Source organism: Nocardia sp. NPDC055029, from assembly GCF_053608525.1.
Window position 1 is genome coordinate 82,476 of record NZ_JBSGVQ010000024.1, and the last position, 26,828, is coordinate 109,303.

The following is a 26,828-nucleotide window of genomic DNA, read 5'->3' on the forward strand; positions in this document are numbered from 1 at the left end:
GTCTCGGGGGGCGGCATGTTCGGTCGGTCCCCCCGGATGGTCGGCGGTCGCAACCGCGAGCTGATAATTCGGCCGTCAGTTTACGGCTTCAACTTGGAACACTAACCCGGTGGTCGGTCGCGTTGCGCGCCCGGCTGCCGGTGATTCGTGCCGCGGCCAGCTTGCCCGACAGCAGCGTGGTGGGCACACCCACCCCCGGAGTGGTGCCACAACCTGCGAGAACGACGTTGTCCACGCCCCTTGGCAGATTGCGTGGCCGGAACGGGCCGGTCTGCCGGAACAGGTGCGCGATCGAGAACGGTGTGCCCGCGATCATGCCCTGGGCGGCCCACGTCGCCGGTGTGTCGACGTGGTCGACCCGGAAATGTTCGGTGATGCCGGTGTAGCCGCGCCGTTCCAGCTCCGCGAGCAGCTCGCCGAGATAGGCGGGGCCGAGGCGATCCCAGTCCAGCGGCGCGGCGTCCAGGTTCGGGCACGGCGCGAGGACCGACAGCGGTTCGTGCCTGCCGTCGGCGCGGTCGACGAACTGGCCGGGATCGGTGAGCGCGGGCCTGGTCAGCAGCAGCGACGGATCGCGCATCAGCTTCCCCCGCCCGCGGCGCGCGGAGATCTCGGTGAACGTCATCGCCCAGGCGGCGCCGAAATCGATCGTGTGATGCGCCTGCACCGGCCATTGCGCGGCGACCTCGGCGGGCACGGTGCCGTGCGCGACCACCGCCGACGGCGAGGCCCGCAAACCACGGCGATACCGCAGGCCGAACCGGGGCAGCGAACCGAGATCGGCGGTGAGGACCACGGCATCGCACGCGAAACCGCGGCCGTCGACGGTGCGGACGGCCTCGGCGCGCCGCGACGTGCCTGCGCTCGCCGTGTAGTCGATGCCCGCGACCTCGGCCTCGAGCACCAGCCGTCCACCGGCGGCGACGAACGCCTCGGCGAGCGCGGCGGTGATCGCGCGCATGCCGCCCTCCGGGAAGAAGACACCGAGGCAGGTATCCATGTTGGGGATCGCGCCGTAGAGGGCCAGCGCCTTGTCCGGCACCGTCCCCGCGTAGAGCGCCTGGAAGGTGAACAGCCTGGCCAGGCGCTCGTCGCGCAGGTACGAGCGCACGCGCGGCCCCAGCCTGCCGAAACCGCCGAGCCGGACCAGCGTCGCGAGCGAGGCGCGGGAGCGCGGGCTGCGCACCAGGTCCAGCGGCGAATCGAAGTTCGCGTCCATGAACTCGTCGTATTCGGCGCCGTAGATCCGGCCCAGCCAGTCACGCAGCCGCCGGTAGTTGCCCGCCTCGGCAGGTCCGCAGGTGTCGGCGACCTCGGCGGCCATCGCCGCGGCGTCGTCGAAGACGCGAATGTCGCTGCCGTCGGCGTAGCGCGCGTGATAGGCGGGCGCGAGGCGGTGGATACGCAGGCCGACGCTCTCGCGCGAGTGCCCGACGGCGGCCAGCGCCTCGTCGATCAGTTCCGGCAGGGTGAGGACGGTGGCGCCGCTGTCGATCTCGTAGTCGTCGAACCGGTAGCGCCCGACCCGGCCGCCGGGATGGTCGGCCCGTTCGAGCACCGTGACCTCGACGCCCGCGCCGCGCAGGTGCAGCGCCGCGGCGAGCCCGGCCAGTCCCGCGCCGACCACGACGACATGATTCGCTTGTCCCACAACGTTTTTCATATCAGCCTCAGGCCGCGCGGCGGGTGGCGGCCAGCGCCATGTCGTGCAGCAACTGCTTGGCCTGCGTGGTCGCGCTGCTGGCCGCCACGGCGCGCAGTCCGGTGTCGGTGAGCTCGGTGATGCGGCGTTCCACGTCGTCGACCGCGCCGAGCTCGGTGAGCAGGGCGCGCAGCCGGTCCACGGCCGCGTCGTCGAGGTCGGTGCCGAGCCCGGTGCGGATCAGTGCCGCCGACTCCGGATCCGCCCGCCGCAGCGCCTCCGCGATGAGCACCGTGCGCTTGCCCTCGCGCAGGTCGTCGCCGGACGGCTTGCCGGTGACGGCGGGGTCGCCGAACACGCCGAGCAGGTCGTCACGCAGCTGGAAGGCGATGCCGACGTCGGTGCCGTAGATCCGCAGCGCCGCCACCAGATCGTCGTCGGCGCCCGCCAGCGCGGCACCCAGGTGCAGCGGCCGTTCGATCGTGTACGCGGCGGTCTTGTACCGGTTGATCCGCAGCGCGGCCTCGACCGATTCGTCGCCACCGGCCTCGCCGTTGATGTCGAGCAGCTGCCCGCCGAGCACCTCGGTCCGCATCCGCGCCCACACCGGCGCGAACCTGGCCAGTGCGGCCTGGGTCAGCCCGGCCTCGTGCACCAGGTCATCGGCCCAGGCCAGCGCCAGGTCGCCGATCAGGATGGCAACGGCCCTGCCGTACTCGGCGCCGTCACCGGGCCAGCCCGCCGCGCGATGCCGGTCCTCGAAATCGATGTGCACGGTCGGGAAACCGCGGCGGGTCTGCGAGGAGTCGATGATGTCGTCGTGCACCAGCGCGCACGCCTGCACCAGTTCCAGCGCCGAGCAGGCGGTCAGCACCGCGGCGGCGTCGGGCCCGGCCGGGTCGCCGCCTGCGCCGAGCCAGCCGGTCCAGGCGAAGCCCGGCCTGGTCCGCTTGCCACCGCGGATGACGAACTGTTCCAGCGCCTCGGCGGCGTCGACGAACACCGGCCCGAGCGGGTCGACGATCTCGCGCCGGGTGGCGAAGAAACCGGCCAGCACCTGCTCGACCGCGGCGACGAAGGCGGGCGTGCCCGGCGTGAGCGTGACGAAGTCGACCGAGGCCGCCGTGTCGGCGACGGACCGGGAAAGCGGGGTACCGATTCCGGCGGACAGGGTGGCCTCCAGGTGCGGAAGTGGGCGAGCGGATGGACCGGGGTCGCACGCTGCGATGCGATCACCGGCGTCTGGTCGCAGAATACGCGGGTGGCGCGGGGGTGTCGTCGGCGCACACGGCCGCTGCGACCGACCCCACACCTGGCGATTCGGCGGCGTCTGGCGCCACGATCGGCGCGTGTCCATCGGACTTGACGGTCGATCGGCTGGTCCGTGCCCGATTCCGGACTGCCGCGGGCCGCCCGGTTCCCGGTGCGCGCAGCGGTGTCATGCCGCCCCACTACACTGAACCGGTGACTTTCGACAATGGACGGGGACGTTCGACCCCAGATCGACCCGCCCAGAAGCAGCCGATCGTCTCGAACACCCCCTCGGTGGTGCAGAGCCTGCGCACTCATTCGGGCAGCGGCGTGCCGTTCTCGGTGGAGTTCAACCCGCCACGTGACGCGACGGGCGAGGCCAGGCTGTGGCGTGCGGTCCGCGAGTTCGAGCGGATGCACCCGGCCTTCGTGTCGATGACCTACGGCGCGGGCGGCTCCACCAAGGACCGCACCGTGCGCATCACCGGCGAGCTCGCCACCGAGACCACCCTGCTGCCGGTCGCCCACCTCACCGCCGTCGGTCACAGCATGGGTGAACTGCGCGCGCTGGTCGGCTCCTACGCCGACTCGGGCATCCGCAACCTGCTCGTGCTGCGCGGCGACCCGCCCGGCGATCCGCTCGGTGAATGGCGCAAGCACCCCGAGGGCGTCGAGTATGCCGAGGAACTGGTGCGCATCGTGCGCGACCTCGGCGACTTCCACGTCGGCGTCGCCTCGTTCCCGCAGGGCCACCACCGCTCGCCCGACCTCGACCACGACACCCGCCACCTCGCCGCGAAACTGCGTGCGGGCGCGGAGTATTCGATCACCCAGATGTTCTTCGACGTCGACCACTACCTGCGCCTGCGCGACCGGGTGCTGGCCGCCGACCCGATCGAGGGCGCCAAGCCGATCATCCCCGAGCTGATGCCCATCACCTCGCTGCGCACGGTCCAGCGCGCCGAGGAACTCTGCGGCCGCCCCCTCGCCCCCGCGGTGATGGAACGCCTGACCCGCGCCGCGGGCACCGGCCCCGAGGAGGACAAGGCCGCCGTCCGCGCCGAGGGCATCCAGATCGCCACCGAAATGGCCCAGCGCCTCATCGACGAGGGCGCCCCCTGCCTGCACTTCATCACCCTCAACTTCGCCAAGGCCACCAGCGAGGTCCTCACCAACCTCGGCTACGGGGTCACAGCGGCCCCGCTCAGCGCGTAGCCGGTCAGTCCGGGCAGACGTAGAGGTCGTCGACGCCGATCAGCGCGACCTCGGGATTGCGGTCGGCTTCCTGCTGGAGCGCGTCACTGAATCCAGCACCGCTGAACAGTGCCAGCCGACAGGCTGCGGTATTCCATCCGCGTTCGGTCAGCAAGGTGCGGGCCCGAGCGAGTCGTTCGAGGTGGTTCATGCCGACGGTGGTTCCCCACTTCGCCTCGCCCAGGAGGGAAATCGCGGGTGCGTGCCCGCCGTCGCCGGGTTCGGTGACTGCCGCGTCGATCTGGATCTGGATCCGCCGGTGCGAATCGGTCACCACGCCGCAGCCGACCGCACCGAATTCGGTGTCCAACTCGAGCTGGTCGACACCGCCGGTCAACAGGAATGTCCGGCACATCTGTTCGAAGTGCGGTCCGGCTACCTGGGCGTTGAATCGCTCGGTCGATCGGCGCCACACCTGTTGTGCCTGGCCGGTTTCCAAGCGGGCCCAAGCCGGGCGCATGACGGCTTCGTAGAAGGAGATCAGCGGCTCGGTGATGCGGTAGATCGACTTGCCGGACCGGAACACATCCTGTTCGCGACTGACGAGGTGGCAGTCTTCCAGCACCGTCAGCGGGTGGGAGATATCGACCGATTTACGTCCGATGTACCCGGCGATGCCGCCGCGGGTGTTGTGTCCCTGAGCGACGGCGGCAAGCACCGAGTGGTAGAGCGCGGTGTCGCGGATCTCGGCTTCTTCGGCAAGAAGGTACCTGGCCTCCCGGAACAGTGGACTCAACGGCGACAACACCGTTCGGCACAGCCAGTCGTCGAGGTCGGCGGCGGAGGCGGGCACGTCGTCGGCGAGGAACTGTCTGCGATAGGCGGGTGTTCCGCCGACGACAGCGTGCAGCCGTACTGCCAGTGCCGGGTCGTGGGCGGCATCCCAGAATTCGGCGGCGGCACGATATCCGAAGGGCTGCACCAGAAGTTCGAGCTGTGCTCGGCCGCGCAGTGGTGCGTTGGCCGACAGGAGCCCACCCATCACCGACATCGCGGACCCACACAGCAACAGCCGGACATTGTTCGGCTCGGTCTGGTACCGGTCGATCTCCCGCTGCACCAGCGACGGCAGTTCCGGCACGGCTTTGACCAGATAGGGGAACTCGTCGAGAACGACCAACCGCGGGTCGGCTGTCTGATCTCGTGCGCCGAGTGCGAACAGGTAGCTGATCGCATGATCCCAGTTGTCGAAGGCGATGGGCGCGCCAGCGCCGGCGAACTCACCCAATGCCGCCCCGAACTGCCGCAGCGATTCGGCACCGGTCGCGGTGGTCGCGCCGAAGTAGAAACCGCCCCGCTGTTCAGCCAGCGCTCGAAGTAGATATGTTTTGCCCATACGCCGCCGCCCGCTGACGATGCCGAGCATCGCCGTCGGCGCCGTTCGCGACGCGAAGGTGACCAGGGCGTTCCACTCGGTGTCGCGGTCGAACAGATAGTCCGGCTTCGTCAAGACCTTCCCCAGTCATTAGGAGTGCAGTCCTTAGAAGTGTACTCCTAATGGTGGCCCGCTCGGCGCGCAGCCGTCAGCTCGTTCCAGGCGCGTTCCCAGCTCCTGGTCATCGCCGGGTAGACGATCAGGTACCGGAACGGCTTGATGAACGCCATGTAGGCGCGGCCGAACAGGCCGTTCGGCTTCACCAGCACCGCCATCTGCAGGTGGTAGCCCGGACCGGTCTCATCGGGCACCCAGCCCAGGTGCATGACGCCATGCATGGTGCCGTTGGCGATCTCCGCGGCGTACTCGTCGTCGAGGACGTACACGCTGGTCAACGGGCTGCCCGTGTCGTCGGGACACGGTGTATCCCGCAGATCGGCGGGCAGCCGATCCCGCAGCGATTCCACCCTGCTCCCGGTTCCGGCCGACTCCCGATCCCACCCGAACACCTCACCCAGCTTCCAGCGGATCTTGAACAGCAGCCCGCTGATCCCCGAGGAATCGGACGCCCTCGCCGCCTGCAACGCGGCGAGCAACGCGGGAAAGTCGTCCACCCTGCCGCCGGGCGTCCGATACCGCCACACGTCTTCGACCTCGAAATCCCCGGCGATCTCGTGGATGCGCCACGGTCGATCGGTATGCGCCGCTGCGGGAAGCCGCATGAGAAACCCCTATCCGTACGGATGCGTATGGAGAAGAGGCTACTCCTGATATACGCCTACGTATAGAGACGACCCGTGTGACAAAGGAAGGCTTGACATGTCGGCTGCACCCGACCTGCGGTCGGGTAAGTCATTGAGCCGGTGGAAATTTCGGACAGCAACGGCGTGGCATACCAGACCCGCCGATCGGCACTGGCTCCCCACCCGCCCCACGACCTAGGGTGCCGGTCATGCCCAGCTACCTGCACGAAGGTGTTCTGGAACTATTCCGTGCCGACCTGACACTGGCTCCGGCGCTGATCACCGAGGTCTGCGGGATCGCAGTCCCCGGCTACACCGCGGCGACCACCGAGCAGTGCGACTTCTCCGATATCGGGCCCAAGGAGTTCCGCGGTGACCTGGCGCTGAGTCTCCACAACGCCGACGGCGCCGCCGTGCTCGGTATCTGCGTCGAGGTCCAGCTCTCGGAGAAGCCCCACAAACAGTGGAGCTGGCCGGTATACCTGACAACTCTGCGAGCCCGATTGCGTTGCCCGGTGGTGCTTCTGGTCGTCGTGCCGAACACCAGCGTGGCCACCTGGGCGGCCAAACCGATCGACATCGGCCACCCGGGATTCGCGCTGCGTCCACTCATCGTCGGACCGGACCGGATGCCGATCGTCACCGACCCACTGGAGGCCGCATCATCGCCGGAGCGAGCAGTCCTTTCGGCCATGGCACACGGCAACGGCCCCCACGCCGAGGCGGTCTTCACCGCGCTCTTGGTAGGCCTGACGAAGACCGACGACGAACGAGCACGGATGTACCATGACCTGGTCGACGAGGTGTTGTCCGAGGCGGCCAGCCGACGGTTGGAGGAACTGATGACGATGACCTACGAATACCAGGGCCGAATCGCCCGCAAATATGTCGAAGAGGGGCGTGAAGAAGGCCGCGAGGAGGGCGTCGCGGCCAGCATCATCACCGTCCTCAGCGCGCGTCGAATCGCTGTCACGGAGGATCAGCGGGCCCGGATCGAGCAGTGCCGGGATCTGGCTCAGCTCGACAGCTGGCTGCGGCGCGCGATCGACGCTGCCACGACAGCAGATCTTTTCGACTGAATCCACGCGACACTGGCGCTGCCGGGTACGGCGGGATCGCGGGAGCGGGCGGCGCTGCGGGGCCGTCGTTGCGTGACGACCCCGCAGCGAGGGGTTCAGGCCGCGCGGGCGGTGCGCAGGCCCCAGGCGTCGGCCAGGAGGCGGTGGGATTCCAGGCGGTCGGCGTGGTTGTGGGTGATGGTGGTGATCAGGAGTTCGGTGGCGTCGGTGACCTTGACCAGGGCTTCCAGGCGTTCGGTGACCGTGTCGGGGGAGCCGGATATCTGGGCGGCGAGGCGGTCCTCGACCAGGCGGAGCTGGTCGGGGGTGAGGGGGGAGGCGGTGGTGGGGTCGAGGTATTCGCCCGCGCCGGAACCGCTGCGGATGCTGTGGACCCAGTGACCGTAGGTGCTCGCGTGGTGGCGGGCGGTGGCGTCGTCGGCGGCGACCACGACATCGGCCGACACGATCACGTGCGGTTCGGCGAGGGTGGGCGAGGGCCGGAAGGCCGCCCGGTAGGCCTCGACCGCGTCCAGTGCGGTGCCGGGGGCGACGTGATAGGCCGCCGCGAACGGCAACCCGAGCCTGCCTGCCACTTCGGCGCTCTCACCGGCCGTGCTGCCGAACAACCACAGTTCGACATCGGCCCCCTCACCCGGAACCGCGTGCAACGCAACATCATCGAACGATGTGTAGGTGCCGTCGAGCAGGGCGCGGACCTCGGCGATCTGATCGGGGAAGTCCAGCGCCTCGGCATGCGGCTGCTGGAGCGCTTCGAGCGAGGCGACGAATTTGGACCGGTCGGTGATCCCGCGCGGGTCGAACGGCGGCGGCACCACCACACCGTCGCGGATCCGGGTGCGCCCGGTGACCGTGTCCAGCACCGGATGCCCGCCCTTGGCGGTGGACGCCTCCGCCCCGAACTGGCTGCGCCGATGCCCCGACCGGCCGAGACCCAGATCGAGCCGCCCCGGGTGCAGCGCGTCGACGGTGCCGAACGCCTCGACGATCGAGGCCGAGGTGTGATGACCCACCTGCACCGCCCCGGTACCGACGCGGATGCGGGAGGTAGCCGCCGCGACCAGGGCGAGCAGGGTCAGCGAGGACGAACTGGCCACCGACACGAAATGATGTTCGGCCAGCCAATACCGGTGGTAGCCCCACTGTTCGGCATGCTGGGCGAGATCGATCGTGTTGCGCAATGCCTGCGCGGCAGTCGACCCTTCGCTGATCGGCGCGAGGTCGAGGATCGAGAGCGGAACGGTCATAGCGCCGGATCCTGTTCTCCCGCTTCGATCGCCACCCGCAGCCGGTTCTCGGCCGGTGCCACCGGGCAGGTCGCGTAATCGGTGAACGCGCACGGCAGGTTCACCGCCCGGTTGAAGTCCAGGGTCACGGTGCCGTCGGCCTCGACCGCACCGATCGCGAGCGACCGCGCCGCCGGGTAGGTGGTGACCCCGCTGGTGGCATCGGTGAACAGCACCCGCAGATCCGCGAGCGTGCCGAAGGCGATCAGCGTCTCCACGGCGTCGCCGATCCGGAACTCGATGGTCCCCGCCGCGCTGTGGTGGTGTTCGAGCCCGTCCACGACCGCGCCGGTGGTGACCGTGCGGGCGGTGTCGAACGGAGTGAACCGGCCGGTGACGACCCAGCGCGGGTCGGCCGGATAGGCGGGGACGCCGGTGAACCCGGCCAGGGTGGGCGCGGCCGGGTCGTGCACGCGCACCGCGAACTGCCCGGAGCGCCGGATCACCTCGAAGACCCGCTCCTCGTTGAACACGCTCAGCCCCGGCGCGCCCTCGGCGGGAGTCAGAATCCGCACGCCCGCGATCCGCTCGCCCTCGACGTCGAGCCGGTCGGCGGGCTGGGCGGTGATGAACACCTTCTCGTCGGTCACCCACCAGGTGCCGGGGACGCCGTCGAGGCGTTCCGGGCTGTCGGTGAGCCAGTGCAGGCCGGCGAGGCTGAGCCAGCCGAGGGGGTCGCGCAGGCCGTCCTCGCGGGCGTCGTGCCAGCGGTGCCAGTCGTCGCTGAACGTTGTTGCGGTGCTGGTGGTGTCGACGGTGATCGTCATGACGCGCGTGCTCCTTCGGCGATGGCGGGGTGATGGGGATGACGCAGACCGAGGTGGTCGCGCAGCGTGGTGCCGGTGTAGGCGGTGCGGAAACTGCCGCGTTCCTGCAGTTCCGGCACCACCGTGTCGACGAACTCGTCGAGCCCGGCGGGTGTGAGGTGCGGGACGAGGATGAACCCGTCGGCGGCGTCGGACTGCACGTAGTGATCGATCTGCTCGGCGACCTGGACCGGGGTGCCGATGAACTGCTGGCGGGTGGTGACCTCGATGATCAATTCGCGGATGCTGAGCTTCCCGGCTTCGGCCTGCTCCCGCCACGCCTTCGCCACGGCCAGTGGATCTTTCGCGTGCCGCACCCGGCCCCGGGTGATCTCGGTGGTGGTATCGGGTTCGATGTCGGGCAGCGGCCCGTCGGGGTCGTAGCCGGAAAGGTCACGGCCCCAGACCTGTTCGAGGAAGGCAATCGCGGTCTGCGGGCTCACCTGCTGGTACCGGATCTCCCTGGCCCGCTCGTGCGCGTCGGCTTCGGTGTCGCCGAGGACGAAGGTGGCGGCCGGGAAGACCAGCAGCTCGTCGTGCGCACGACCGTATTTCGCGAGCCTGCCCTTGATGTCGGCGTAGAACTTCTGGCCCGCCTCGAGTGTGCCGTGCACGGTGAAGATCGCGTCGGCGGTCTTCGCGCCGAATTCGCGTCCCTCGTCGGAATCGCCCGCTTGCAGCAACACCGGGTGCCCCTGGGGACTCGGCGGCAGGACGAACGTGGCATCGATGTCGAATTGACCACTGCGGAAGGCGGTTCCTGGCACCTCCTCGGTGAAGATGCCGCGTTCCCGGTCGACGACGAGCGCGTCGGCGGGCCAGCTGTCCCACAGTGCCCTGGTCGCTTCGACCACCTCGGCCGCGCGCCGGTAGCGCTCGCTGTGCTCCAGATAGCCACCAAGCCGGAAGTTCTCGCCGGTGAACGCGTCGGAGGAGGTGACAACATTCCAAGCCGCGCGGCCGCCGGAGAGATGATCCAGCGAGGCGAACTGCTTGGCCAGCTCGAACGGTTCGTTGTAGGTGCTGTTGATGGTGCCCGCCAGCCCGAGCCGCTCGGTGACCGCGGCGACCGCGTTGAGCACGGTGAACGTGTCCGGCCTGCCCACCACATCGAGATCGTGGATGCGTCCTCGGTGCTCGCGCAGCCGCAGCCCCTCGGCCAGGAAGAAGAAATCGAACAGGCCGCGTTCGGCGGTGCGGGCCAGGTGCTCGAACGAGGCGAAGTCGACCTGCGACTTCGACGCCGGATCGGCCCAGACGGTCGTGTTGTTGACGCCGGGGAAGTGCGCGGCGAGATGGACTTGCTTGCGCGGCTTCGAGGTCACAGCGCGGCTCCTTGCGTGATCGCGTAGCGGCTGGCGGGGCGGGGGAGACCGAGGCGGTCGCGGAGGGTGCCCGGTGCGGATTCGGCCGGGGGACGAGCGGTGAGCGCCGCGAGCGTGGCGTGCAGCGCGAGCGGTCGCAGGACCACACCGTCGGCGGCGTCGGTGTGGGCGGTCTCGTCGAGGAACTCGTCGAGCGCGGTGGCGGTGCCGACGTACCGCAGCGTGGTGCCGGGGTCCTGCGCGAACCACCTGTCGAGCTCGGCGACCTCGGCGTACGCGTGATCGGCCGAATCGGCCAGGTGGACAGGAAGATCCAGTAGCACCTGCACCGTGTCGGGATCGCGGCCCGCCGTGGCGAGGGCGGCGCGCAGCGAGATTCGGCGTTCGGCGGCGGTGGCGAGGTCGGGGGCGGAGAACCGGATGAGGTCGGCGCGGCGCACCGCGACATCGGTGGACACGGGATCGTCGGCGCGCACGGTCACGATCGGCTGACCCTGCGGTGAGCGCGGGGTGATCGACGGACCCTTCACCGAGAAGTTCTCGCCGGCGAAGTCGATGTAGTGCAGCCGATCCCGGTCGATGAACCGGCCGGTGGGTACATCGCGGATCTCGGCGCCGTCCTCCCAGCTGTCCCACAGGCGAGTCACGACCTCGACCGCTTCGTCGGCCTCGTGCCACAGCGCCGCGTCGGATTGAACATCCTTGCGGCCGAACGCCTTGGCCTGCGCGGAGCCGAGGGACACCCCGGCTTCCCAGCCCGCGCGGCCCAGGCTCGCGAAATCGAGCGCGGCGATCGCCTTGGACACGTGGAACGGTTCGGTGTGGGTGACCGGTACCTGCGGAATCAGCCCGATCCGCCCGGTGAGCGGCGCGGTACGGGCCGCGATCGCGACCGCGTCGAGCCTGCCGCGGGTCACCGCCGTGCCGCCCTCCTGCAGACCGAACGAGTCGGGCAGGAACACCGCGTCGAACCCGAGTTGTTCAGCCCGCGCGACCACCTCGGTCCAGTACCGGGCGGTGAACAGATCCTCCGCCCGCGAATCCGCACGCCGCCAGGACGCGGGATGCGTTCCGGTGCCCGCTGTTTCGATGCCGAGGAACAGTGTGGCCTTGCTCATCGGATCAGGTCCTTTCCGTCGATGCGATCGATCCGGATGCCGGGCGCCGGGATCGCCGCGAGCAGCTCCCTGGTGTAGGCGTGCCGCGGATCGGTGAACAGGGTTGCCGTCGGCCCGGTTTCGACGATGCGGCCGTTGCGCATCACCGCCACCCGGTCGCTGATCTGGCGGACGACGGCGAGGTCGTGGGAGATGAACAGGTAGCCGAGGGCCAGGTCGCGTTGCAGGCCGTCGAGCAGATCGAGGATCTGCGCCTGCACCGAGGCGTCGAGCGCCGAGACCGGTTCGTCGAGCACCAGCAGATCGGGGCGCAGAGCCAGCGCGCGGGCGATCGCCACCCGCTGCCGCTGACCACCGGACAGTTCGGCGGGCTTGCGCGTGCTGAAGTCGGCGGGCAGCGCGACCTGGTCGAGCAGCTCGGTCACGCGGCGGTCCTGCTCGGCGCGCCGTCCGACACGGTAGGCGCGCAGCGGCTCGGCGATGATGTCGCCGATCTGCCAGCGCGGGTCCAGCGACGAGTACGGGTTCTGATACACCACCTGGAAGCGCCTGCGCAGTTCGCGCAGACGACGGCGGCGCGCGGTGGTGAGGTCGTGCCCGTCGAAAGTCACCGTGCCGCTGTCGGGTTCGGTCAGACGCAAGGCGATGCGCGCGGTGGTCGACTTGCCCGACCCGGACTCACCGACCAGGGCCAGGGTCTCCCCACGATCGAGGGTGAACTCGACATCGTCGACGGCGGTGACGTCGGCGGCGTGAAATCGCTTGTGCAGGGCGTGCACTGAGAGCAGCGGCGACTCGGCGCGGGCGCGGGGCGGACGGAACCCGGTGGGCGCGAGTGCGGGCGATGCCGCCAGCAGACGTCGCGTGTAGGGATGCGCCGGACGGGAAAGAACCTGGGCAGTCGGCCCGGATTCCACGACCTCACCCTGGGCGAGCACCACGAGTCGATCGGCCCGCTCGGCGGCCACGGCCAGATCGTGGGTGATCAGCAGCACCGCCGTGCCGCGTGCCGCGATCCGCTCGGCCAGCCGATCCAGCACCTGCCGTGCGACCGTCGCGTCGAGCGCGCTGGTCGGCTCGTCGGCGATGATCAGCTCCGGCCCGCAGGCCAGCGCGATCGCGATCAGCACCCGCTGGCGCTGCCCGCCGGACAGCTCGTGCGGATACTGCCGCGCCCGGATCTCCGGCCGGTCCAGCCCGACCTCTTCGAGCAGGTCCAGCGCCTGCAACCGGGCGCCGCGCCGATCCGCCAGGCGATGCACCAGCAGCGCTTCCGCGACCTGATCGCCTACCCGCAGGACGGGATTCAGCGAAAGGCCCGGATCCTGTGGGACGAAGCCGACTCGCGCGCCGCGTAGGCGACGCAGCGCCTTCTCGTCCGTCGGATCGACGTGCTCGTCGGCGAATTCGACACTGCCCGAGACGATCCGCGCGGAATCGCCGAGCAAGCCGATCACCGCGTGCGCCAGCGTGGACTTCCCCGAGCCGGATTCGCCGACCAGCGCCACCACCTCGCCGCGCTCGACCTCTATCGAGGCGCCGCGCAGGGCGTCGACCGGCCCGGAGCTCGATCGGTAGGCGATGTGCAGGTCCGCCACGCGTAGCAGCGGCCCTGTCTGGTCACGACCACGCAGGACACCCGCCGATCGCTCCGTTGTCGCCGACGACTCGGACCTCGACCGGCTTGGCGAGACATTCGCGTGGTCGGTGGCGTGTTCGCCGCCGGGTCCGGTCGACGATTCGTTCGCACTCATCGCTTCTCCGCCTTCCCCGCGAAACGACCGAGACGCTGTGCCGACAGCACGACGGCGACGATGACCAGACCCGGCAGGGTGGTCAGCCACCACGCCGACGCCAGGAAATTGCGGCCCTCCGAGATCAGCGAACCCCACTCGGGGGTGGGCGGTTTGGTGCCGTAGCCGAGGAAGCTCAGCGAGGACACCGCCAGCACCGCCATCCCGAATTCCACGGCGGCCAGCGCCAGGACCGGCTGAAACGAGTTCGGCAGGATGTGCCGGGCGAGAACCGTGTACCAGCGCACCCCCGACGCGTGTGCCGCTTCGACATACGGCGCGTGCCGCACTCGCAGCACCTCCGAACGCATGACCCTGGCGAAGTTCGCGATCAGCGAGATGCCCACGGCGAGAGCGACATTGCGGGTGCCGAAGCCGAGCGCGGTCACCAGTGCCAGGGAGAGAAGCAGTGCTGGGATCGACAGCAGGACGTCGACCACCCGCATGATCGTGGTGTCGACGATGCCGCCCGCCGCGCCGGACAGCAGCCCGAGCAGCGAGCCGACCACCAGTGCGATGCCGACCGCTGTCAGTGTCGCGGTCAGTGAGAGACCGGCGCCGTGCACCACCCGCGTGTAGAGATCGCGGCCGAGATTGTCGGTGCCGAACCAGTGCGCCGCGCTGGGAGCCTGGAACTTCTCCGCGGGCACGCCGGTCAGCGGGTCGCCGGGGGCGAAGACCGACGGCGCCACCGCCCATCCGATCGCGACGGCGAGCACCACGACCGCGACCAGCAGGCCCAGATGGGCCCGAACCCACCGTGCGATCTCGGTGGCCCGGACAGTACTGTCGTCTGCCACTTCGGGTCTTTCGGCGACCGATCCACGGCGCACGAGGAGGTCAACCATGGTCGTTCCCTTCGGTATCGATGGTGGTCCCGGCGGCGTCCTGAGGCCGCATGACCTCAGGCACCGTGCACCGCCTTCGCGGCGACATCGGCCTTCGTGTCCGGGAGTTCGGTGCTGTCACCGGGCCTGGTGTTCGTCTTCGCGCGCTGCCACCTGCTACCGGTGATCCGTGGATCGAGCAGGGGATACAGCAGATCGACCGTCAGATTCACGACGACGAAGATCAGCGCCGACAGCAGCACCACGCCCTGCACGACGGGGATGTCCTGGTTGAGCACGGAGGTCTGGGTCAGCCTGCCGACACCGGCGCGGGCGAACACCGATTCCACCACCACCGACCCGGCCAGCACGGTGCCCACCAGCACACCGGCGATGGTGAACGCGGGCACGCTGGCCAACCGGGCGACGTGGCGCCGCTGCACCCACCACCGCGAGGCGCCCTTGGCGAGCGCGACCTCGGTGAACGGCTGCCGCCAGGTCTGTTCCAGCCCGGCGGCGAGTACCTGGGCGATCACCGCACCGATCGGCAGTGCCAGGGTGAGCGCGGGCAGCAGGGTGCCGCGCAGTCCCGTCCCGCCGAAGGCCGGAAACCAGTGCAGCCGAAACGAGAACAGCTGCAACAGGATCAGACCGGTCCAGAACGTCGGCACCGAAACAGCCAGCGGTGGTAGGGCACTGAGCGTATTGCGCAGCCACGGCCGCCGCGTGTAGGTGGCGGCGAACGCCAATGCGGTGCCGCCGATCGCGGCGAACACCAGGGCTAGCAGCGCCAATCCGAGAGTCGGGGGCAGGGCGTCGCCGAGCGCTTCGGTCACGGGCTGACCGGTGCTGATGGACCGCCCGAGGTCACCGCTGACCGCATTGCCGAGCGCGGTCACATACTGCTCCCACAGCGGCTTGTCCAGGCCGTAGCGGGCCTGCAGTTCCGCGATCGCCGCCTTGTCGACGACGGTGCCGGGCCCACCGCCGTCGGCGGCCATCGACACCGGATCCGCAGGCAGCAGGTAGAGCACGACGAAGGAGATCGTGAACGCCGCCCACAACACCCAGAGCGCCTGCAGCACCCGGGAACCCACGTATCGGCTCATGATCAGCGCCCGCTCAGCCAGGTGTCGAAGAACTGCAGCCGGGCCGAGGCCTCGAACTTCAGATCCTGGGTGGTCGCGGCCGCGCCGATCGCCTGGGACAGCTCGACGGTGGGGATGTAGAGGCCGTTGTCGAGGATCTGCTGCTGCGCGGTCTTGATCAGCGTCGCCCGTGCGGCCGGATCATTGGCGGCCAGCTGCTTGTCCAGGGTCTCGTCCAGCGCCGGGATCGGTCCGCGGGCATTGAGGTTGCGACCGGTGATCGAGAAGGGCGTGCGCAGGATGTCGCCGTCGGCGCGGGTGGAATTGCCGTAGGTGGCGTCGTAGTCCTTGGAGTTCATCTTGGCGGTCCACTCCGGCAGCGACACCAGGTCGAGTGTCAGGTCGACGCCCACCTGGCGAAGCTGCTGCTGCACCAGCTCCAGGATCGCCTGGTTGCCCGCGAACACCTGGCTGAACGTCACCGAGAAGCTCAGGCGCTCACCGTTCTTCGCGCGGATGCCGTCGGCGCCGGGAACCCAGCCTGCCTGGTCGAGAATCGACTTCGCCTTGGCCGGGTCGTGGGGAAGTTGTGCCGAGAGATCCGCGTACGCGGGTGTCGCCGAGGCCAGCGTCGAGGTCGCGACCTTGAACTGCGGGCCGAGCACGGTGTCGACGAGCTGCTTGCGGTCCAGCGCCGGCAGCAGTGCCTGGCGCACCGCCGGATCGCGCAGCGGGCCACGAGTCACGTTGGGGTGCAGGCCGAACGGCGTGCCGGGGTTGGACGTGGACAGCACCTGGCCGCCGACGGCCTCGATCTGCGGTGCGTCCTGGGGCAGCGCGTCACTGATCGCGTCGAGCTGACCGGAGACGAGACTGCCGGTGCGCACCCCGGATTCGGGGACGACGGTGAACTCGATCCGGTCCAGGTACGCCTCGCCCTGATGCCCGAATACCGCCGATCCCCAGTGGTATCCGGCCCGCTTCGCCAGCGTCACCGAGACGTCCTGCTTGTAGCCGGCGTAGGTGAACGGCCCGCTGCCGATATTGTCGCCTGCGCACCTGGCCTCGGCCGGTTTGGCATTGGTCGCCTTGGCGAGTATTCCGAGCTGCGGTGTGGAGGAGGCCTGCAGGAACTGCGCGTTGGGCTGGCTGAATTCCACTCGGGCGGTGAGCTTGTCGACCGCGGTCGTGCCGACGTAGTTGGTGAGGTAGCTCGTGCCGAGCGGCGCCTTCGCGCCACCGAGTTTCACGATCGCGTCGAAGGTGTCGCGCACCGAGTCCGCGGTGACCGGCGTGCCGTCGCTGAAGGTGACGCCGTCGGCGAGCGTGAACGTGAACACCTTCGCGTCGGAGCTGACCTCCCAGCTGGTGGCCAGCCACGGCGTGATCGCGCCGGTCTTCGGGTCCTGATCGGTGAGCGAGTCGACGATCTGACGGGCGACGTAGATGGACTGGTTCGAGCCCGCCTGCGCCGGATCCGAGCACGACGGCGCCTGCGACAGGCCGTAGCGCAGCGTGCCGCCGGGCTGGGGCGGACCGGCCTGCCCACCCGAGCCTGCGCTGTCACTACCGCACGCGACCACGGAGGTGGCGACGGCGAGAACGCCGGCGACAGCGGCGAGACGATGATGGGGACCGATCACGGGGTGCACTTTCTTCCTTCCATCGAACCCGGCGGAAGCACCCACACCCGGGGAACGGGCGGGTTGCTGCGACGTCGTCGAGCCGGGTCTCTCGGTCGCTCTGGATGGTTGTGACCGGCCGCAGGGGCCGGTACCGAATCAGCATGTGGCACTGGCGGGATCCTTCACAACGGTAAGGATCAGCGTGAGCGCAGAGCTTGGAACGCGGGGCGTACTCGGGCACACTGTGCGACGCGCCGACGGCTCGGTGCCATCTCACCTGCGCGGATTACGCCCGGTACGGGAGTAGCGTCGGATGTCTTCGCGTCCATGAGGAGTGCGCCGTGACCGAGCCGCGTCGTTTCACCACACTGACCACGCTGGCGGCCTGTGCCGCCGCGCTGCTACTGGCCGCGCCTACCGCGGCGGCGGCGCCCGAGGTAACCAGGGATGCGCCGGCGGCGCAGACGGCGGCTCCGGGCGACCTGCTCGGCGCGTATCAGACCGTCGTCGACACCCTCGAAGCGCTCGGCGTCCAGCCGTTCCTGTATCCGACGGTCGCCGCGAACTGCGCCGGTGACGACCTCGGCCTGATCCCCGCCGTCGCGGGTGCGGTCCCTGGCCCGTGGCCGGCGAATACCGTCCAGGTCCCCGGCCTCGACCTCACCGCCGTGAAGTCCGGCCAGACGATGTTCACCTTCCTGCCCTACGGCCTGTCGCCGGACACGGCCACCACCAAGACCTCCGGCATGCAGGTGGCCTGGCTCAACATCAGCACCGGCCGCGGTGGTCTGGCCTCGATGGGCTCGATCACCGACATCGTCCGCGCGATGGTCCCGCCCGAGGTACCCGTCGAACTGCGCCCCCTCGCCGAAACCGCCATCCGCGACTTCCTGTTCACCGCCATCCCCGTCGGCGGAGTGCGGGCGGTCCCCGTCGACACCGGCCACGGCACCGTCCTGGCCGCCGTCTTCGGCACCACCGACAACGCGGGCCGCTCCTGCTTCTTCTTCCCGACCGTCGGCATCACCGAAGTCCCCTGATCGTCTCAGTCCGCCCGCGCCGCTCGACGTTCTCGGCATGGACCTCTCCGCTGCCGTCGCCTGGTGAGGTCATGGGGCAGGCATGGCGGGCGGCCAGTCCCGATGCCAGATGACGTGGCCGCTCTCGCTGCCCCCGACTACACGGCCATGCGCGACTCACTCGAAACCACCCACCGGGATTTACCAGCCGTGCACCGCCACGCCGCGTGTCCGCAGCGCACCGACCACACTGCGCCACTCCTCGTTGTCGTGTGCCTTGAAACCGTTGAAGATCACCAGCTCGGTCAGCGCGGGCAGAGCGGCGATGACACCGACGTCACGATTCTGGATGCCCGAATCCAGTCTGAGGCGCTGTAGCCTGGTCAACCCCGCAAGCGGGGCGAGACTGGTGGCTTCGACCATCGAGTTGAGATCGAGATCTTCGAGTGCCGCACAGTAGGCGATCCCGTCCAGGTTCGTGATCGAGAAATGCCTGCCGAAGTGCCACCACCCGGGGTAGAGCTGATAGACCTCACGATCGCCGTCCAGACACAGGTCAGTCACCTGTGCCAGATCGTCCGAGGTCAACGGGAGGGTGAGAAGAAACCGTTGCAGCTGTGGCAGGTAGTCGTAACCGAGCTGCTCGATGATCTCGTCCCAAGCCGGACCACCGGCTGAGGCCTGGTAGGCGGCGTATTCCTCCCGCAGCGACGACAGCCACCAGTAGTCTTCGAGTCGAGCACTATACACCTCGTCGAGCAGCGCGAGTCGAAGGTTGCGGTCAGCCAGTTCGATAATCGCCATCAGCGAAGCGTACGGGCCCCGGAGCCTCGACCAGCATGGTCCCAGATCTCAGCAGGCGACGGGCGCAGGCTCTCCGCGAACCCGTCCGTCGAGCCACTGCAGTACCGCGGGGGCGCCCGCGACAGCCGCGGTCAAATGCTCGACCGAGGGCACCCACAGCGTCTGCAACCGTACCCCCGCCGCGCACCAGCGGCGGTTGGTGTTGTTGATGGCGTCGACCGGAATCAACGGGTCGGTCGGCGAATGCCATTCGAACATAGGTATTTCCGGCACCCCGGCGTAGAGCTCCAGACTGTTCTGCTCGACCACCGACCGGGCGTCGGGGCTGTCGAAGATCGAGGAGTTGGTGACGTACTCGCGAGCGCTGCCGTTGGCGCCCATGGCGAGGATGGTGTTGGTGCAGCTGTTGGCCATTGCGTCACGAAGTGCGAGGCCACGCGGATTGAGATACGCGCTGATGGGCACCTGGTCCGGATACTCCCGCTCCAGACCGATCGCCGTCGCCATGGCCAGCCCGAAGGCCGGGTGCGGGTCCAAGCCCAGAGCCTGCGCCATCGTCACCAGGTTCACCGGGACGCCACCGATGGCCGCGCCCGCGAGCTCGAGCTCCGGTGCGTACGACGGCTGCAGCGCTGCCGCCCATGCGGTGGCCATGCCGCCACCGGAGTAGCCGGTCATCACCACTGGGCTGTGCTGCACGGCGAGTACGGGCAGCCGTTTCACCGCCCGGATGCCATCCAAGACGATCTGGCCACCCAAACGCGCGGCTCCCATGGCGAACTCAGGTCCGAGATGATCCGGCAGTGCGACACTCCAACCCTGCTGCAGCACAACGTTCAAGATCGGCGTCGTCGCCACCAGATTCAGGTCGCTGTTGTACAGCATGTGCGATACCCCGCAGCCGGTGCCGAGCGCATTGATGAAGTGCTGATACGACAGCAACGGCCCGTCGGGCCGATGGCCGGCGGGGGTCAGGATCGTGGTAGTCGCCGCGATCGGCGCACCGTGCGAATCGGTGGACCGGTACTTGACCAATGTGACGGTGGCGCCGGGGAAGAGGGGCAGCGGCGGCTGCGCCCGCATGTCGAGCACATCGCCGGGGCGGTACCCCGCCAAATCCGCCGGGGCGGCGTAGAACGGGTCCGGATCGGAATGCGGGTACAACGGTTCCGCGGTTGCCGTCGTCGCGAGCAGCAGCGCGAGTGGGGCACCGCCGAACGCACCGAGGACGCGGGTCCAACCGCTGCCTCGGCTACCGAGGAACGCAAGAAACGGACGCTTCACGACCTTGACCTCCACTGGTTGTGCGGGGCAATTCGTCGACCAGCCAGGCGGTATTCAATCGCTACCGCCGGCAAACTACCAGCGACACGCCGAAACGGGGCCGAATGCGCGAAAATGACACTGCGCATGCGATGTGACAGCTCGAAAGTGGTCGACTGGGTCCAGTGTCAGGCTGCCCACTGGTCCACCACATCCGTGCTGACACGGAACTGTCAGGCGCGCCGCGCGGTCGTGGTTTGCGGGGCGACGAGGGGGCGTTGTTTCCAGTGCAGTCTGCCGGTGCGGTGGTGGTGGTGCGAGCGTGTCCACAGGATCAGGTAGTGGGCTACGCCCAGGGGGTGGGCCACCGCCGACGTGATGTCGGCGGGAGTGGGTGCGCGGCGGGTTTCGGTGCTGCGGGCGGCGAGTCGGCCCGCTACCGCGGTGAGGTAGCCCAGCAGGCCGGCGCGGCGGGTCCGGCCTCGACCGCAGAGGGCGGCGAGTGGGGGGATCCAATAGGCAAGGGCGGCAAGGGCTCCGATCGCGGCGCCCGCGTCGATCCGGCCGCCGTAGGCCGACCAGAGCCAGCGGGTGTAGCCGTCGGTGAGTTCGCCTGCGCCGGTGTACATCCGGGTGCTCGCTGCCGGACCGGCCGTCACCAGGGCGGTGCCGTGGCCCGCGCGGCGCAGAGCTCTGGCCAGGTCGAGGTCCTCGGTGGCGCTGGCGGCGACGGCGGCGTGACCGCCGCCCGCGCGATAGGCCTCGGCGTCGACGGCGAGGAACTGCCCGCACGCGACCGCGGTCGACGGGCGCAGGCTGTGGTTGGCCGGGCCGAGCGGCAGCGTCGAGGCCCACGACCAGGCGAGCAGCGGCTGGACCAGGCGCTCGGCGGTCGTCCCCGACTCCTGCACCGGCCAGGCCGACACCAGACCGGCTGCGCGCCTGCGCAATTCGGTGACAGCCGCGGCGACGGCGTGCGGGGCGAGGCGGACGTCGGCGTCGACGAAGACCAAGGCCGCCGCGTTGGTGCGGGCGGCGAGGCGGGCGCAGGCGGCGGCCTTGCCGGTCCAGCCGGGGGCCGGGTGGGCGGCCGAGCGGAGCACGCTGAAGCGGTCGTCGTCGCCGATGGCGGCGAGGGCGGCCTCGTAGGTGTTGTCGGTGGAGGCGTCGTCGAGGATAAGCACCCGCAGGCGCGGTACGCCGGTCTGGGCGCGCAGGTCGGCGATCAGGTCGGGCAGGCGGTCGGCTTCGTCGCGGGCGGGCACGCACACCGTCACGGGTTCGATCACGCCGGCGACCCGGCGCGGCAGGGTGCGCAACGTGACCAGGTTGTAGGCGGCGGTGGTCGCGCCCAGCGCGGCCAGACCGGTGCCTGCCCAGGTCAGGTAGCGGACCGCCGCGCCCATGTCAGCGGCCCAGCCTGCGGCTGGTGATCTCGCGCCACATCTCCTGTGGCGAGAAACCGCCGCGCGGCGCGTTCGGCGGGCCGGGATTGCGGTCGCGGAAGGCCAGGCCCGCGACGAGCGCGGCGACGGCGAGGGTGATGCCGCCGACGATGCCCGCCCAGCCCGCGAACGAGCGCGTGTTCGGGTCGGCGTACTTCACCTCGGCGCGCAGGGTCGAGACCTCACCGGCGGGCAGCTTCCACGACACGGTGCTGTCGCCCTCGCGGGTGCCGTTGGTCTTGGCGACGCGCGCCGGGAACGCGATGGAGAACTGCACGTCCGAGCCGTGCGGCGGCACCGACTCCAGGTCGACGCGGCCGGTGAGGCTCACCAGGTCGCCGTTGCGCTGGAACTCCAGGGTGAACATGCCCTGGGTCTGATCCGACAGGCCGCCGAGCTGGCCGACCTCGCCGAAGGACAGGTCGTCGAAGAACACCTGCGTGCCGACGTACCCGTCCTGGTCGTAGGTCTCGACGCGGACCTTGGCCGCCACCGAATCGGGCGCCTTCAGCTGCGGACCCTTGTCGTCGGGGCCGGTCGGCACGACGGCGGCGACGATCCGCCCCGACACCCGGTCGTTGGACGACACGCCCATCGACACCTGCACGCGCAGGCACCCGGCCAGCGCGGGCACCAGCAGTGCCAGCAGGACGGCGACGGCCGCGACGCGCCGCGCGGGCCCATGACGACGCGGCGAAGGAGTGGGCATGTCGGCGACGAGACTCGGCTGCACGGTTGACATCGTGCCAGGCCCGGGCCCGAGAACACACACGACGGGCCCACCAGGTCGCGCGGACCCGTGCCGAACAGGCATTTCGCCCATGATTCCGGGCCGTGGCGCCTCAGCTCGCGCGGTCCGCGTCACTTTCGCGCGATCGGGCACGCAGCAGGAGCGGTATGCCGAGCGGCGCCAGGCCGAGGAAACCCCAGATCGCGGAGGCGGGCAGTCCGAGGAAGACCGCGTGCGCGAGCGTCGAGCCCAGCCAGGTCCACACGAACACGGCCACCGGGACCGCCACCGAGGGGTCACGGGCAGGCGGCACCTGCCGGTCCAGCACGGTGAGCAGCAGCGCCATCAACGCGGCGACCAGCGCCCAGCCGAGGTAGTTGGTGTACGGGATCTGCGGGAGACCGGGCAGCCCCGCGTCGGTGACCCGCCAGGTCCACTGGCCGTCGGCCACCATCTGCGGATCCAGGAACAGATCCCAGCCGACCGCACCCACGACGAACAGCCCGGCGCGTCGCGCGGCCGCCCCGAGGCTCGCGTCGCGGTGCACGATCAGACCCGCGACGATCCAGATCGGGTAGAGCCCGCCGGTCCAGGCCAGCGGGACGACCAGCGGAACCTCGGCGAGCGCGGGCCCGATCCGGTCGACGGCGTAGGCGTAGCCGCCGAACGGGAACCCGGTGGCCGTACCGATGGTCTCGGCGGTGAGCCCGAGCCCGGAGACGACGACGAAGAACCCGGTGGCCCAGCGCCATCCGCGGGTCGTCGCCGCGTGCAGGAGGGCGGTCGCCGCCGAGAGCACCACGACGACGATCGTGATCCGATCGCGGATCGTGCCCGCGCTCAACGGGTAGGCGATCTGCACCAGTACCAGCAGAATCGCGGTGGCGGTCGGCAGCGCGCGCTGCGGATCGGCGCGCAGCCAACGACAGAACGCCTCGGCGCCGTAGCCGAACCGGTTCGCGAGTGGCCTCATCGTCTGTGCGGTAGCGAGAACAGGCGGGTCCGGCGATCGCCGAGAACAAGCCGTGCGGCGCTGCGTCCACTGGCACCGGACACTCCGCCGCCGGGATGGGTGGACGCGCCTGTCAGATACAGGCCGGGAGCACCCGGGACGCGCTGACCCGACAGCTCAGGCAGCGGCCGCCACAGCATCATCTGGTCGAGCGACATCTCCACATGCATGACATTGCCGCCGCGAAGTCCCATCTCGCGTTCGAGATCGACCGGGGTCTGCACGAACCGCTGCCGCACCGAGGACGCGAATCCCGGTGCGTACCGGTCGACCTCGGCGATGATCCGATCCGCCTCGTGCTCGGCGTGTGCTGCCCAGTCGCTGCCGTCGGCGAGCTCGTAGGGGTGCCACTGCGCCCACAGTGATAGCTGATGTTCGCCGGGCGGCGCGATGGTGGGGTCGAGTGCGCTGAAACTCATCGCCAGCACCACCGGCCGCGGCGGCAGCGAACCGGCCAGTGCCGCGCCGTGGGCCAGGCGCAGCTGATTCCGGTCCGAGACGAGGAACTGCAGGCCACGGGCGGATTCGGCGGGGGAGGCGCCGGGGTATTCCGGTAGCCGGTCGGTGGCCAGACGCACCACCATGCCGATGCCGGGGCCGACTCGGATCCGGCGCTGCCAGTCGTCGAGGGTGCCGGCGTCGAAACTGCCCGCGCGCAGCAGATCCAGGGTGGCCAGGATGTGGGAGCCGGCGACCACGGTGTCGGCGTGCAGGTTTCGGCCGGATTCCGTGGTGACCTGCCAGCCGCCGCCGGTGCGGCGCAGCGCGGTGACGGCGTCACCGGTGTGCAGTTCCCCGCCGTCGGAGCGCAGCCGGGCGATCAGGGCGGCGCACAGCGCCCCACTTCCCCCCACGGCACGGCCCGGCGGCAGGGTGTGCATGAGTGCGGCGAAACCGGCCATCGGCGCCGAGCCGGGTTCCGACATCGGTGGGCCGGACTGCGCGCCGAACCAGGCCAGCGACGCCTTGAGCCGTTCGTCGTCGAACCAGTAGTCCAGCAGCGCGTCACCGGACTGCAGGAACTCCCGCGACAGCGCGCTGCCGCCGTCGCGCGCGTCCAGCCCCCAGAACGAGCGCAGCAGCCTGCCCGGCGTCGGCGGACCACCGAAGGACCGCATCACCCGCGCGCTGCGCTCACCCCACACCGCGACGAATCGGCGATAGGCGTCGGCGTCGCGTGTACCGCAGGCCGCGGCGATCGAGGCACAGGTCAGGTCGAGATCGCGATGGAAGACGATCGGTGGGCGGACGCCGTCGGACGGCGTGAAACCCCAGGGATCGCAGTCGATGTAGCGCAACCCGAATCGCTCGAGCTCGAGCTCCTCGATGATCCCGGTGTGCCGGATCATGATGTGCGCCGAGGACCCGCGATCCACCAGATGACCGGGGAACCGCTCGACCGTCGACACCGCGCCCCCGGGCACCTCGTCGCGCTCCAGCACCTGCACCCGCTGCCCGGCCCGCGCCAGATAGCAGGCGGCGACCAGCGCGTTGTGACCGGAACCGACGACGACCGTCGTTCCCGCCGACCTCACGCTCGGCTGCCGGACGCGGGCAGCGGCAGCCGCCGCCCCAGGATGGCGAACGGTCTGGTGTCGCCCGCGAACACGAAATCGCGGATCACATCGGTGAATCCGGCCCGCCGGTACAACCGCCACGCCCGGTTGGCCTCCTCGGGCACCTCCGGCGTCGACAGCAGCACGGCCGCCTCCGGCCGATCCGCCAGCAGGCGCTCGAGCAGCGTCGACCCGATCCCGCGACCCTGCGCGGTGGGGTGCACGTGCAACTCGGTGAGCTCGAAATAGTCGGCGAGCAGGTCGCGGGCGGCCGCTTCCGGCCAGCCGCACCGGCGCATTCCGGTGTGCACCTGCTGATGCCACCACTGGCGCGGTGCGCCGCTGTAGCCGTAGGCGATCGCGACGATCGGGGCGGTGCGCAGGTCGACCGAACCCGAGTCGTCGGGAAGCAGGGCGGCCACGGCGCGCCAACCCGCGCGGGTGGTGTGCTCGGTCCACATCGGCGCGCGGTGGTGTTCGGTGCCGCGGGGATAGTCCATCGCGGCGACATACACCGAGAGGGCGTCGTGCAGGCGCGACCGCAGGGCGGCGACGGTGAGGTCGACGACGACGGGTGCGGGGGTGTGATTGGGCTTGACGGCTGTCATGGCTCTCGTCGATGGCGCGCAGGCGCGGAAGTTGTCGGTGGGTGTCCCTATATTCAATCTCAATTCAAACGTTCGAATGCTTGTTCGATCTGTGCGAGGGGCGAAAGGGGCAGCAGATGGCTGGTCGCAACGATGGTCGGGAGCACACGGGGCACGACGGTCGCGCGGGCGGGCTGCTACGTCAGGCCGACGCCTTGCTCACCGATTCGGCCTGGGAACACGAGCCGGGCGAGCGATTCCGCACCGCCTACCTGGCCGCCCTGCGCGCAGCGGGCGCCATGATCGCGCTCACCGGCGCCGACCGGGCGCCGCGGGCCAGGTCGCGCAGCGCGTGGGTATTGCTGAGACGCGCGACACCCGAGTTCGCGATGTGGGCGGATTACTTCGAGGCCCATTCGCAGCTGCGGGCCGATCTGGAGGCCGGATTGGACCGCGCGATCACCGACACCCGAGCCGACGAGTTCTGTTCACGGGTCGGCGCATTCCTGTACGACGTCGACGATGCGCTGGTCGCCGCGGCCAAGACACGCCCGCAGCCGAGTCGCGACCGGGACATGACTGCTTAGTTATCACCGAGTAGGTGGTACGGCTTCGATCGAACTCGTATCATGGGGAGCAGATAGCCGCCAAGGTCGGCTACCCGTCGCCTACCCGGAGGCGACCAGCCACGCCTAGTGCCGGGGGAGGTACCGTGCCACTCTCCGAGCACGAGCAGCGCATGCTCGAACAGATCGAGAGCGCTCTCTATGCTGAGGATCCGAAGTTCGCCTCGTCCGTCCGCGGCGGACGACTTCGCTCCACGTCGAGTCGACGCAGACTGCAAGCCGCGGCGTTGTTCGCCATCGGCCTGTTCCTGCTCGTCGCCGGCATCGCCGCCCCGTTCAAGCCGGGCGGTTTCCCGATCATCAGTCTCGTCGGCTTCATCGCCATGTTCGGTGCGGGCGTCCTGCTCATGATCGGCAACTTGCGCAGGTCCGCTCGTCCGGACTCGACCGAGACTCCCGCCGCGGGCAGTGGCCCGTCGGGTGGCTCGACCGGGCGCGGTAACCGCCCCCGCAAGTCGGGCGGCTTCTCCGAGCGGATGGAGGATCGGTTCCGCCGAAGGTTCGAGCAGGAGTAGCTCGGCTGTAGCCGGAGCGTAACGGCATCGAAGGCGGCGCCGCACCCGATGGGGTGCGG

At 69.8% G+C, this 26,828-nt stretch carries 24 protein-coding genes and 1 riboswitch; of the genes, 5 read left to right on the forward strand and 19 right to left on the reverse strand.

All coding sequences use genetic code 11. The features are described 5' to 3' along the window. Positions 1 to 88 precede the first annotated feature (88 nt). Both crtI and ACWF9G_RS20985 read right to left on the reverse strand, forming a co-directional pair. Positions 89 to 1,663 (reverse strand): phytoene desaturase family protein, encoded by a 1,575-nt coding sequence (gene crtI / locus ACWF9G_RS20980; protein WP_452517190.1) that lies wholly within the window; start codon positions 1,661 to 1,663, stop codon positions 89 to 91. A gap of 7 nt (positions 1,664 to 1,670) precedes the next feature. Next, positions 1,671 to 2,825, reverse strand: a complete 1,155-nt coding sequence (locus tag ACWF9G_RS20985; RefSeq protein ID WP_452517230.1) for a polyprenyl synthetase family protein — start codon at positions 2,823 to 2,825, stop codon at positions 1,671 to 1,673. 281 nt (positions 2,826 to 3,106) lie between these two features. On the opposite strand from ACWF9G_RS20985, the gene ACWF9G_RS20990 reads away from it, so the two are divergent. Beyond that, positions 3,107 to 4,108 carry a methylenetetrahydrofolate reductase gene (locus ACWF9G_RS20990; protein WP_379309524.1) on the forward strand — a complete coding sequence of 334 codons (1,002 nt, stop codon included), beginning with the start codon at positions 3,107 to 3,109 and terminating at the stop codon, positions 4,106 to 4,108. Positions 4,109 to 4,112: 4 nt separating this feature from the next. Here the strand turns inward: ACWF9G_RS20990 and ACWF9G_RS20995 are convergent, their stop codons facing one another. Continuing rightward, positions 4,113 to 5,597 carry an AAA family ATPase gene (locus ACWF9G_RS20995; RefSeq protein WP_379309525.1) on the reverse strand — a complete coding sequence of 495 codons (1,485 nt, stop codon included), beginning with the start codon at positions 5,595 to 5,597 and terminating at the stop codon, positions 4,113 to 4,115. Positions 5,598 to 5,641: 44 nt separating this feature from the next. Then, positions 5,642 to 6,244, reverse strand: coding sequence for a DUF2867 domain-containing protein (locus tag ACWF9G_RS21000; protein ID WP_452517192.1), 603 nt, complete (start codon positions 6,242 to 6,244; stop codon positions 5,642 to 5,644). Positions 6,245 to 6,474: 230 nt separating this feature from the next. Here ACWF9G_RS21000 and ACWF9G_RS21005 point away from each other — a divergent pair, with 230 nt between their 5' ends. Further along, positions 6,475 to 7,344, forward strand: a complete 870-nt coding sequence (locus tag ACWF9G_RS21005) for a hypothetical protein (protein WP_452517194.1) — start codon at positions 6,475 to 6,477, stop codon at positions 7,342 to 7,344. Between the two features lie 95 nt (positions 7,345 to 7,439). Here the strand turns inward: ACWF9G_RS21005 and ACWF9G_RS21010 are convergent, their stop codons facing one another. The 8 genes from ACWF9G_RS21010 to ACWF9G_RS21045 are packed head-to-tail and all read right to left on the reverse strand — an operon-like array spanning position 7,440 to position 17,230. Beyond that, positions 7,440 to 8,591 carry an LLM class flavin-dependent oxidoreductase gene (locus ACWF9G_RS21010; RefSeq protein WP_452517196.1) on the reverse strand — a complete coding sequence of 384 codons (1,152 nt, stop codon included), beginning with the start codon at positions 8,589 to 8,591 and terminating at the stop codon, positions 7,440 to 7,442. After that, entirely contained in the window at positions 8,588 to 9,397 is an 810-nt protein-coding gene (locus tag ACWF9G_RS21015; protein WP_452517198.1) for a DUF1684 domain-containing protein, read from the reverse strand. Before ACWF9G_RS21015 ends, ACWF9G_RS21010 begins: the two co-directional genes overlap by 4 nt. Next, entirely contained in the window at positions 9,394 to 10,761 is a 1,368-nt protein-coding gene (locus ACWF9G_RS21020) for an NtaA/DmoA family FMN-dependent monooxygenase (RefSeq protein ID WP_452517200.1), read from the reverse strand. Before ACWF9G_RS21020 ends, ACWF9G_RS21015 begins: the two co-directional genes overlap by 4 nt. After that, a complete protein-coding gene (locus ACWF9G_RS21025) occupies positions 10,758 to 11,879 on the reverse strand; it encodes an LLM class flavin-dependent oxidoreductase (protein ID WP_452517202.1) in 1,122 nt (373 codons plus the stop codon). The genes ACWF9G_RS21020 and ACWF9G_RS21025 overlap by 4 nt, the downstream gene beginning before the upstream one ends. Continuing rightward, positions 11,876 to 13,633: a dipeptide ABC transporter ATP-binding protein gene (locus ACWF9G_RS21030; protein ID WP_452517204.1), complete on the reverse strand. Its 1,758-nt coding sequence runs from the start codon at positions 13,631 to 13,633 to the stop codon at positions 11,876 to 11,878. The genes ACWF9G_RS21025 and ACWF9G_RS21030 overlap by 4 nt, the downstream gene beginning before the upstream one ends. Further along, on the reverse strand, positions 13,630 to 14,520 hold the full coding sequence (locus ACWF9G_RS21035; RefSeq protein WP_379310692.1) for an ABC transporter permease: 891 nt from the start codon (positions 14,518 to 14,520) through the stop codon (positions 13,630 to 13,632). Before ACWF9G_RS21035 ends, ACWF9G_RS21030 begins: the two co-directional genes overlap by 4 nt. A 56-nt stretch (positions 14,521 to 14,576) precedes the next feature. Next, positions 14,577 to 15,608, reverse strand: a complete 1,032-nt coding sequence (locus ACWF9G_RS21040) for an ABC transporter permease (RefSeq protein ID WP_452517206.1) — start codon at positions 15,606 to 15,608, stop codon at positions 14,577 to 14,579. A 2-nt stretch (positions 15,609 to 15,610) separates the two neighbouring features. Further along, positions 15,611 to 17,230 carry an ABC transporter substrate-binding protein gene (locus tag ACWF9G_RS21045; protein WP_452517208.1) on the reverse strand — a complete coding sequence of 540 codons (1,620 nt, stop codon included), beginning with the start codon at positions 17,228 to 17,230 and terminating at the stop codon, positions 15,611 to 15,613. A gap of 16 nt (positions 17,231 to 17,246) precedes the next feature. Further along, a riboswitch (SAM riboswitch) is annotated at positions 17,247 to 17,341 on the reverse strand. Positions 17,342 to 17,553: 212 nt separating this feature from the next. Between ACWF9G_RS21045 and ACWF9G_RS21050 the strand changes: the two genes are divergently transcribed. Beyond that, entirely contained in the window at positions 17,554 to 18,252 is a 699-nt protein-coding gene (locus ACWF9G_RS21050) for a hypothetical protein (protein WP_379310689.1), read from the forward strand. 180 nt (positions 18,253 to 18,432) lie between these two features. Here ACWF9G_RS21050 and ACWF9G_RS21055 read toward each other — a convergent pair whose 3' ends face one another. The 7 genes from ACWF9G_RS21055 to ACWF9G_RS21085 all read right to left on the reverse strand — a co-directional run bounded on the left by ACWF9G_RS21055 (position 18,433) and on the right by ACWF9G_RS21085 (position 25,649). Then, on the reverse strand, positions 18,433 to 19,035 hold the full coding sequence (locus tag ACWF9G_RS21055) for a DUF6892 domain-containing protein (protein ID WP_452517210.1): 603 nt from the start codon (positions 19,033 to 19,035) through the stop codon (positions 18,433 to 18,435). A gap of 48 nt (positions 19,036 to 19,083) precedes the next feature. Then, the gene (locus tag ACWF9G_RS21060; RefSeq protein WP_452517212.1) at positions 19,084 to 20,319 is read right to left on the reverse strand and encodes a lipase family protein; all 1,236 of its coding nucleotides are present in this window, start codon (positions 20,317 to 20,319) and stop codon (positions 19,084 to 19,086) included. 212 nt (positions 20,320 to 20,531) lie between these two features. Then, positions 20,532 to 21,704 carry a glycosyltransferase family 2 protein gene (locus ACWF9G_RS21065; RefSeq protein WP_452517214.1) on the reverse strand — a complete coding sequence of 391 codons (1,173 nt, stop codon included), beginning with the start codon at positions 21,702 to 21,704 and terminating at the stop codon, positions 20,532 to 20,534. Between the two features lies 1 nt (position 21,705). Continuing rightward, a complete protein-coding gene (locus ACWF9G_RS21070; RefSeq protein WP_379310699.1) occupies positions 21,706 to 22,452 on the reverse strand; it encodes an LppM family (lipo)protein in 747 nt (248 codons plus the stop codon). A gap of 133 nt (positions 22,453 to 22,585) precedes the next feature. Then, on the reverse strand, positions 22,586 to 23,446 hold the full coding sequence (locus ACWF9G_RS21075; RefSeq protein WP_452517217.1) for a carotenoid biosynthesis protein: 861 nt from the start codon (positions 23,444 to 23,446) through the stop codon (positions 22,586 to 22,588). After that, positions 23,443 to 25,020, reverse strand: a complete 1,578-nt coding sequence (locus ACWF9G_RS21080; protein ID WP_452517218.1) for a phytoene desaturase family protein — start codon at positions 25,018 to 25,020, stop codon at positions 23,443 to 23,445. Before ACWF9G_RS21080 ends, ACWF9G_RS21075 begins: the two co-directional genes overlap by 4 nt. Further along, positions 25,017 to 25,649, reverse strand: coding sequence for a GNAT family N-acetyltransferase (locus ACWF9G_RS21085; protein ID WP_379310683.1), 633 nt, complete (start codon positions 25,647 to 25,649; stop codon positions 25,017 to 25,019). The genes ACWF9G_RS21080 and ACWF9G_RS21085 overlap by 4 nt, the downstream gene beginning before the upstream one ends. 116 nt (positions 25,650 to 25,765) lie before the next feature. Between ACWF9G_RS21085 and ACWF9G_RS21090 the strand changes: the two genes are divergently transcribed. Both ACWF9G_RS21090 and ACWF9G_RS21095 read left to right on the forward strand, forming a co-directional pair. Next, positions 25,766 to 26,215, forward strand: a complete 450-nt coding sequence (locus ACWF9G_RS21090) for an SAV_6107 family HEPN domain-containing protein (RefSeq protein WP_452517220.1) — start codon at positions 25,766 to 25,768, stop codon at positions 26,213 to 26,215. A 125-nt stretch (positions 26,216 to 26,340) separates the two neighbouring features. Beyond that, complete coding sequence (locus ACWF9G_RS21095) at positions 26,341 to 26,769, forward strand: DUF3040 domain-containing protein (RefSeq protein WP_452517221.1); 429 nt, start codon at positions 26,341 to 26,343, stop codon at positions 26,767 to 26,769. The last annotated feature ends 59 nt before the right edge of the window (positions 26,770 to 26,828 follow it).